This is a genomic window from Pseudomonas sp., from assembly GCF_037994325.1.
Lineage (GTDB): Bacteria > Pseudomonadota > Gammaproteobacteria > Pseudomonadales > Pseudomonadaceae > Aquipseudomonas.
Genome location: NZ_JBBNAH010000535.1, coordinates 1 through 6,823 on the forward strand (window position 1 = coordinate 1; position 6,823 = coordinate 6,823).

Genomic DNA, 6,823 nt, shown 5'->3' on the forward strand with positions numbered 1-6,823 from the left:
GTGCGGCGCTAACAACCTCGCTGGCCATGGCCACGCCCACTGCGGCACCGGCCACCGCAGCGGCTGCCCGCTCCAGCTCGGCCTGTTGCGCCTGACGGGCTTGATCATCAGCCAAGCGATACAGCTCGATACTGCCGTCCAAGTGTTCGATCAACGCCGTGCAGCTCTCCACCCAGTCGCCGCAGTTCATGTATTCAACGTCGCCCATCTGGCGAATTTCGGCGTGGTGGATATGCCCGCAAATCACGCCGTTAAAACCCCGCTTGGTGCACTCATGGGCAATGGCTTGTTCAAAGTCGCTGATGAAATTCACCGCGCCCTTGACCTTGTGCTTGAGGTACGCCGACAGCGACCAGTAGCCATAGCCGTACTTGCGCCGCCAGTGGTTAAGCCAGCGGTTGAGGGTCAGGGTGAATTCGTAGGCTGAGTCGCCTAGAAAAGCCAGCCAGCGGTGGTAGCGGGTGATTACGTCAAACTGATCACCGTGTACCACCAGCAACCGGCGGCCGTCGGCGGTGATGTGTTCGGCTTCGTCGACCAGTTGGATATTGCCGAGAATCAGCTTGGAGTAGCCGCGCAAAAACTCGTCGTGGTTGCCGGTGACATACACCACCTCGGTGCCGCGCTTGCTCATGGTCAGCAAGCGGCGAATCACGTTGGTATGCGCCTGCGGCCAAAAGATGCCACTGCGCAGACGCCAGCCGTCGATGATATCGCCCACCAGGTAGACCTTGTCGGCCTGGTAGCGCTTAAGAAACTGCGCCAGGTGTTCGGCCTGGCAATCCTTGGTGCCCAAATGCACATCCGAGATCCACAGGGTACGTACGCGTTGCTTACGGCTGGGTTTTGCGAGCTGAGCGCTGCTCATGGGGCGGCCTCCGGCAGGGTTTAAAGGAGGTTGAGGCCTGGCGGTGACCTGCGTGTGACACCGACGAGACAATCTGATGACAGCGTTCACGGCAGCGCCTACACGGGTAAACTGCGCCAGTCTGCCGAGGAACCCGCCATGCACTCGATTCTGTCCCTGCGCCATTACAGCGATGAGCTGATTGCCCATAGCCACGAACACGCGCAAATCGTTTTTGGCCTTAATGGTCGCTTGGCGTTTGAAGTGGAAGGTCAAGGCAGCCTATTGCGCGGCCAGCAGTTGTTGGTGATTCCCGGCGGCGCGCACCACGCCTGTGAAAGCCGCGAAGGCAGCGACTGCATGGTGTTTGATGTGCCCGACGCCGAATGGCTGCACAGCCGCCTGGGCAACCACGCCGAGAATGGCCAGCGCTTGCTCGACAGTCCGCACACCTTGAGCCTCGGGCCGGCCCAGCAACAGTTGGTCAGCTGGTTAGTGGCCAGCCCCATTCAAGACCCGGTAATCGCCCAGCAAGGCGCTGCGCTATTGCTTGCCAGCCTGGCCAGCGCGCCGGTGCAAAGCGTTGCAGTACATGATCTGCCGTTAGCCAGCCTGGACCGCTATATCGACCAGCACGCCGCCCACCCCTTGCAGGTGGCCGACCTGGCGCGGGTCTGCGGCTTGTCGGCTTCACGCTTGCACGCGCGCTTTCTGCAACAGACCGGGCAAACGCCCATGGACTATGTACGCAACCGTCGCCTGCAACTGGCCATGCAGTTGCTGCGCGACACATCCCTGGCGGTTGGCGATATAGCCCAGCGCGTCGGCTACAACTCGCAGAGCGCCTTTACCGCCGCCCTCGCCCGCCGCTGTGGCACCACGCCGCGACAACTGCGCGGTCAGCACTAGGCAAGAGTCTGGCGACAATTGCCGCGAGTTTGGCGACAGACAAGCAGGCCTTGGCATCCCTACACTGCGGCAATCTACCAGTAGCCGTGAGGGGCGCCATGGACACCATTGAGTGGCAAGATTTTGAACGGGTTGAATTGCGCGTCGGCACCATTGTTAACGCCGAGCCCAACGTCAAAGCGCGTAAGCCCGCCTATGTGCTGCAAGTCGACCTCGGCCCGCTGGGGTTGAAAACTTCCAGCGCACAAATTACCGCGCACTACAGCCTCGAAAGTCTGATCGGCAAGCAGGTGTTGTGCGTGTGCAATTTCGCGCCGAAATCCATCGCTGGCGTGCGCTCGGAAGTGCTGGTGACCGGCGTTTATGACGAAGAAAATCGGGTAGTCTTAGCCAGCTTTGAGCACCCGCTGCCCAATGGCTCCAGGCTGGCATAGCAGCCCTATGCAAACGCCAAAGCGTAGGGTGTGCTGTGCGCACCAGGGTGTTCACAGATAGATCAATTGCCGCGCGCAGCACACCCTACGCGCGCATGCCCTACTTCGCGTAAAGGACCTCCATGAACCACCGCTCCGCCCTTACCGCTTTGCATTGCGGTGCCTTGATGTTTGGTTTTACCGGCGTGCTGGGCAAACTCGCCACCACCACACCCAGCATGATCGTGTTTGGCCGGGCGCTATTTGCGGTGCTGGCCTTGGCGGTGTTTGCCAAGGTGATAGCGCGTATTCCTTGGCAGCATTTGAGCGGCAAAGACTGGCGGCGTTTGGCCCTGGGCGGGGTGTTGCTGGCTGGCCACTGGGTGAGCTTTTTTATTGCGGTAAAAGTCGCTGGCGTGGCCATTGCGACGCTGGGCTTTACCAGCTTTCCGGCGCTCACGGTGATCCTGGAGGGCCTGATTTTCCGCGAGCGCATTCGCCGCAATGAGATTGTGCTGGTGTGCTTGGTAAGTATCGGTTTGGTGCTGGTAACGCCAGACTTCAACCTGGCCAGCGGTGCTACCACCGGGCTTTTGTGGGGCGTGCTCTCGGGCCTGTTGTTTGCCTTGCTGTCATTGGTTAACCGCGCGGGCTCCGGCAAGGTCGGGCCGGTGCAGTCGGCACTGTGTCAGAACTTGGTGGTTGCTCTTTGCTTGCTGCCGTTTGCCGTACCCGAGTTGCCGAGCGTATCGGCAATAAACTGGTTCTGGATCGCCTTGCTTGGCGTGTTCTGCACCGGCGTGGCCCATAGCCTGTTTGTTGCCAGCCTGGATGTGCTCAAGGCGCGCACCGCAGCGGTGGTTTTTGCCTTGGAGCCGGTGTACGGCATTACCTTCGCCTGGCTGATTTTCTCAGAGACCCCAACCACACGCATGTTGGTGGGCGGCGCGCTGATTATTTTCGCCATCTTTCTGTCTGCACGCATGGGCGATGGCAAAGCCGTGGAGCCGGTCGACGCTCAGCCCGCCGCAACGCCCGATAAGCCCTGAAAGCCTTTGTACCAATAGGTTTACACAGGCTTTACCCAGGGCTGACACCCCTACCCCTGCGCTACTTCGATAATTGCCCCGGGCAGCACGTCGCGCCCATGGAATGATCTGGAGTACCGCACATGAACGCTTTCTTGCCCCGCGCGGGCATCGCCCTGTTGTTGGCGCTGGTTACCTTGCCCGCCCTGGCCGGTCCACCCGGTGGCCCTGGCGGCGGCCCAGGTGGTCCTGGGCGCGGTTGGGGTGGCCCGGGGCCTGGCCACGGTCATGGCCTGCCGGACTTCTCACGCGAGGTGTGGATTGGCAGCGCGCTGTATTTCCTCGCCGCTGGCAGCTACTACATGTGGAATGCCGACCGTAAGGAATATGTAGTGGTCGAGGCGCCACAAGCCGTCGCCAGCGTGCCGCCGACCAGCTACGACGTGATCGCCTACCCGGCCCGCGGGCAAACCGCCGAACAGCAGGCCCGTGACCGTTATGAGTGCCACAGCTGGGCGGTCAGCCAGAGCGGCTTTGATCCTGCCGCGGCTACCAGCGCGCCGGCACAGAGCGCCGCGGACTACTACCGTCGCGCCCTGGGCGCTTGCTTGAACGGCCGTGGTTACAGCATTAACTAAACCTGCTTAATTCGCCTCGGGCGTGGCCCGGTCGTGATGGCCGAGGTCACGCGCGGGGTCGATCACATCGCGCACGCGCTGCTTTAACACCTTGGCCTCCGGGAAACCGCCATCGGCCTTGCGTTCCCAGATCTGCAACTCATCACAGGTAATGCGAAACACCCCGCCGGTGCCGGGTTGCAGGCTGACTTTGCCCAGGTCATCGCTAAAGGTCGACAACAACTCCTGAGCCAGCCACGCGGCGCGCAGCAGCCATTGGCATTGGGTGCAGTAGGTGATGGTGATTTCGGGTTTGCTGGACATGCGCGGCAACTCTGGCAAGTGCAAGAAGCTAGGGACGGGTTAGCGGGCTGAGGGGGCGTTCGCTGCAGCATTCTGGGCCCCCGCCTACGCGGGGGCGACGGTGCTCGTTCAAACACCTGCGTCATTCCCCCGCCTGCGCGGGGGGGCAACGGTGCTTATATAAACACCGGCGTCATTCCCGCGAAGGCGGGAATCCAGAAACTACAGGCCAGCGACGACGGAGAAAACGCCGCGATACGTCAAGCGATTTTGGCCAACAGCCGGCTCGCTTCCAGGCGCTGTTGTTCGTCACCCTCGTTGATCAGTTCATTGAGAATGTCGCAGGCGCTTTCCAGGTTGCCTTGGTCGATATAGGCCAGGGCTTGGTTGAATTTGCCCAGGTTGTCGTCATGGGCTTCGAGGTGGTCGAGGTCACCCAGTACCAGCTCGTCTTCAACCTCCGGCTGGCTCAGGTAAACACCGTCGTCCACGCCTTCGCCAAACCAGCCTTCGTCGTGCGTTTCCTCAACCAGCATTGCCGACCCGGTGAGCGGGCTCAGGTCATCGTTAGCCTTGCCAACGCTGGCGTCCTGCACGCTATCGTTGCTGGCCTTCTGCGCCGCTTCGGCCTTGCTGCGGGCGGTGGCGGAAAACGGGCTGATGATGTCCCAGTCCGGATCGAGGGAAAAGTCGTCGAGGTTGAACTGATCGTCTTCGGCCGGCGCCTTGCTGGCTAGCGGTGGCGCATCGTCCAATACCAGTACGGCGTCATCGAGCACATCCAGATCCAGGCTCATGTCTGGCTCCGGCTCTGGCGCACGTTCGAACAGTTCCGGGTGGCGGGCTTTGAGCTGCGTGATGGGCGCATCGGCGTAACCGGCGTCGAGGAGAATTTCTTCTTCGCGCTGGAAACCGCGCAGATCGCCCAACTGCGCGAGTACTTCGAGCAGGCGAAAGCGGATATCAACGCGCTGCGGCTCAGCGTCCAACGCCCGGCGCAGGCTCGCGGCCGCTTCGCTGAAACGCCCGTAGGCGATATAGATATTGGCGCCTTCCAAGGTATCGCTCGGGCTGGCCGGACGCGGTTCGGCAACGGCAACCTGTACACGTGACGCAGGCGCAACGGGCGCCACTACGACCTCCGGCACGAAGCGCTCTTGCAAGTCGAATTCATCGTCGTCCGAGAGCATCGGCGGCGCTACCGCAGCCGCTTCTGACTCAGGCTCTGGACGCTGACGTCGCCAGAACAACAATCCAATCAAGCCAGCCAACAACAGCGCCAACGCGCCCCAGATCAGGCCCGTCCAAGGCGTGTTGTCAGCCGCTTGTGGTGTAGCGGCAGGCAGTTGAGCGGTGCCGTCAGTCGGGGCAACAGTGCTAGGTGCCGATACCGGCGCCGCGCTGAGCTGGGCTTTGAGCGCGTCCAGCTGTTTGGTCTTGGCCGCAGACTGTTCCATTAGCTGCTGCACTTGCACCTGCAGGTCAGCCACCGATTGCTGCAATTTGGTGTTCTCGTCGGCGCGTTGCGCCAACTCGTTATCCAGACGCCGTTGCATCTGTACGATCATCTCGGCTTGCGGGTCTAGCGGCGTATTGGGGGCAGGCGTTGCGGGCAGCTCATCGTCGCCCACCACACTCAAGGTGGCAGGCGGTTCCGCCGCGTTGGCAGACTGGGTGGCCTGGGTGGCCGCCACTGGCGCGCCGTCGGGCAGCAACAGGCTGGCACCGACTTGTAGACGGCTCATATCCTCGCCACCAAAGGCTTGCGGATTAAGCGCGTGGATATCGGCCATCAGCGCTTGCTGCGACGTATTGGCGCCCTGGGCACGCAGGCGAGCGGCGATGGTCCACAGGCTGTCGCCGGTGGCGACCACATAGCGCTTACCCAGCTTGGCCGGTGGCACGACTTTGGGCTTAGCCGGCGCAGTGGGCACAGTGGCCGCGCTGGATTTTTTACTGGGCAACGCAGCGGCCGCCGGGGTAGCGGCAACGGTGTTGTAGGCAGAGGCGTTCGGCGGGTCGAGCAGGATGGTGTATTCGCGGTACAGCTGGCCATTGGGCCGGGCCAACTCGACGATAAAGTTCAGGTACGGCTCGCGCACCGGTTTGCTGGAAACCACGCGAATGACGCTTTTGCCACCACGCAGCAGCGGGGTAAAGCGCAAGTCGTTGAGAAAGTAGATGCGGTCCACGCCGGAACGGTTGAACACGTCATCGGTGGCCAGGCGCACTTTCATATCACTGGCGGTGAGATCACCCACCTCCAGCAACTCGATATCCGCCTCAAGCGGCTGGTTGAGGGCCGAGTGCAAGGTGATGTCGCCCAGACCCAGCGCAGACACCATCCCCGAATACAAAGCTGAGCCAGAGGCCAAACCCAGTAATAAATGTCGAACTTGCACCATCGACGCCTCCCGTGAACTACAACTCCGTGTTTACACCACAGCACGAATAGTCGTGCACTTCCAGTTTTGTGGTGTTAACCAAAGGTTTAGCAAAAGACTGAATGGGGGAGAAATATCCATTTATGCCCCAGCACAGGAATATGGCCACGATTGGAAATTTGTGACGCAGTTAACCCGGCATTTGGCCATGATACGCAAAAGCCGGGAAAAACAGTCAAATAAATGGCAAAGAAAATATGCACTTAGGCAGCTGAGACGATGGTGTCAAAAAGCTTACAAGACCCAGTACGCGGACCAGGGC

General features: G+C 61.1%; 7 protein-coding genes. 4 read left to right on the plus strand and 3 right to left on the minus strand.

Annotated features, from left to right (window positions below):
* Positions 1-868, minus strand: an 868-nt coding sequence (locus AAAB16_RS17835; RefSeq protein ID WP_340664529.1) for a UDP-2,3-diacylglucosamine diphosphatase, incomplete at its 3' end; no start/stop codon positions are given.
* Positions 869-1,006: 138 nt separating this feature from the next.
* On the opposite strand from AAAB16_RS17835, the gene AAAB16_RS17840 reads away from it, so the two are divergent.
* The 4 genes from AAAB16_RS17840 (at position 1,007) to AAAB16_RS17855 (ending at position 3,835) form a co-directional block, all read left to right on the plus strand.
* On the plus strand, positions 1,007-1,756 hold the full coding sequence (locus tag AAAB16_RS17840) for an AraC family transcriptional regulator (protein ID WP_340664530.1): 750 nt from the start codon (positions 1,007-1,009) through the stop codon (positions 1,754-1,756).
* Positions 1,757-1,854: 98 nt separating this feature from the next.
* The gene (locus AAAB16_RS17845) at positions 1,855-2,190 is read left to right on the plus strand and encodes a tRNA-binding protein (RefSeq protein WP_340664531.1); all 336 of its coding nucleotides are present in this window, start codon (positions 1,855-1,857) and stop codon (positions 2,188-2,190) included.
* 122 nt (positions 2,191-2,312) lie between these two features.
* On the plus strand, positions 2,313-3,218 hold the full coding sequence (locus AAAB16_RS17850; RefSeq protein ID WP_340664532.1) for a DMT family transporter: 906 nt from the start codon (positions 2,313-2,315) through the stop codon (positions 3,216-3,218).
* Between the two features lie 122 nt (positions 3,219-3,340).
* Entirely contained in the window at positions 3,341-3,835 is a 495-nt protein-coding gene (locus AAAB16_RS17855; RefSeq protein WP_340664533.1) for a hypothetical protein, read from the plus strand.
* Between the two features lie 6 nt (positions 3,836-3,841).
* Here AAAB16_RS17855 and AAAB16_RS17860 read toward each other — a convergent pair whose 3' ends face one another.
* Complete coding sequence (locus AAAB16_RS17860) at positions 3,842-4,138, minus strand: SelT/SelW/SelH family protein (protein WP_340664534.1); 297 nt, start codon at positions 4,136-4,138, stop codon at positions 3,842-3,844.
* 239 nt (positions 4,139-4,377) lie between these two features.
* Complete coding sequence (locus tag AAAB16_RS17865; protein ID WP_340664535.1) at positions 4,378-6,522, minus strand: FimV/HubP family polar landmark protein; 2,145 nt, start codon at positions 6,520-6,522, stop codon at positions 4,378-4,380.
* Positions 6,523-6,823 lie beyond the last annotated feature (301 nt).

Excerpts from the sequence above, each read along its gene's own strand:
- AAAB16_RS17840 (WP_340664530.1), top strand. The coding sequence starts at position 1,007 with ATGCACTCGATTCTGTCCCTGCGCCATTACAGCGATGAGCTGATTGCC.
- AAAB16_RS17845 (WP_340664531.1), top strand. The coding sequence starts at position 1,855 with ATGGACACCATTGAGTGGCAAGATTTTGAACGGGTTGAATTGCGCGTC.
- AAAB16_RS17850 (WP_340664532.1), top strand. The coding sequence starts at position 2,313 with ATGAACCACCGCTCCGCCCTTACCGCTTTGCATTGCGGTGCCTTGATG.
- AAAB16_RS17855 (WP_340664533.1), top strand. The coding sequence starts at position 3,341 with ATGAACGCTTTCTTGCCCCGCGCGGGCATCGCCCTGTTGTTGGCGCTG.
- AAAB16_RS17860 (WP_340664534.1), bottom strand. The coding sequence starts at position 4,138 with ATGTCCAGCAAACCCGAAATCACCATCACCTACTGCACCCAATGCCAA.
- AAAB16_RS17865 (WP_340664535.1), bottom strand. The coding sequence starts at position 6,522 with ATGGTGCAAGTTCGACATTTATTACTGGGTTTGGCCTCTGGCTCAGCT.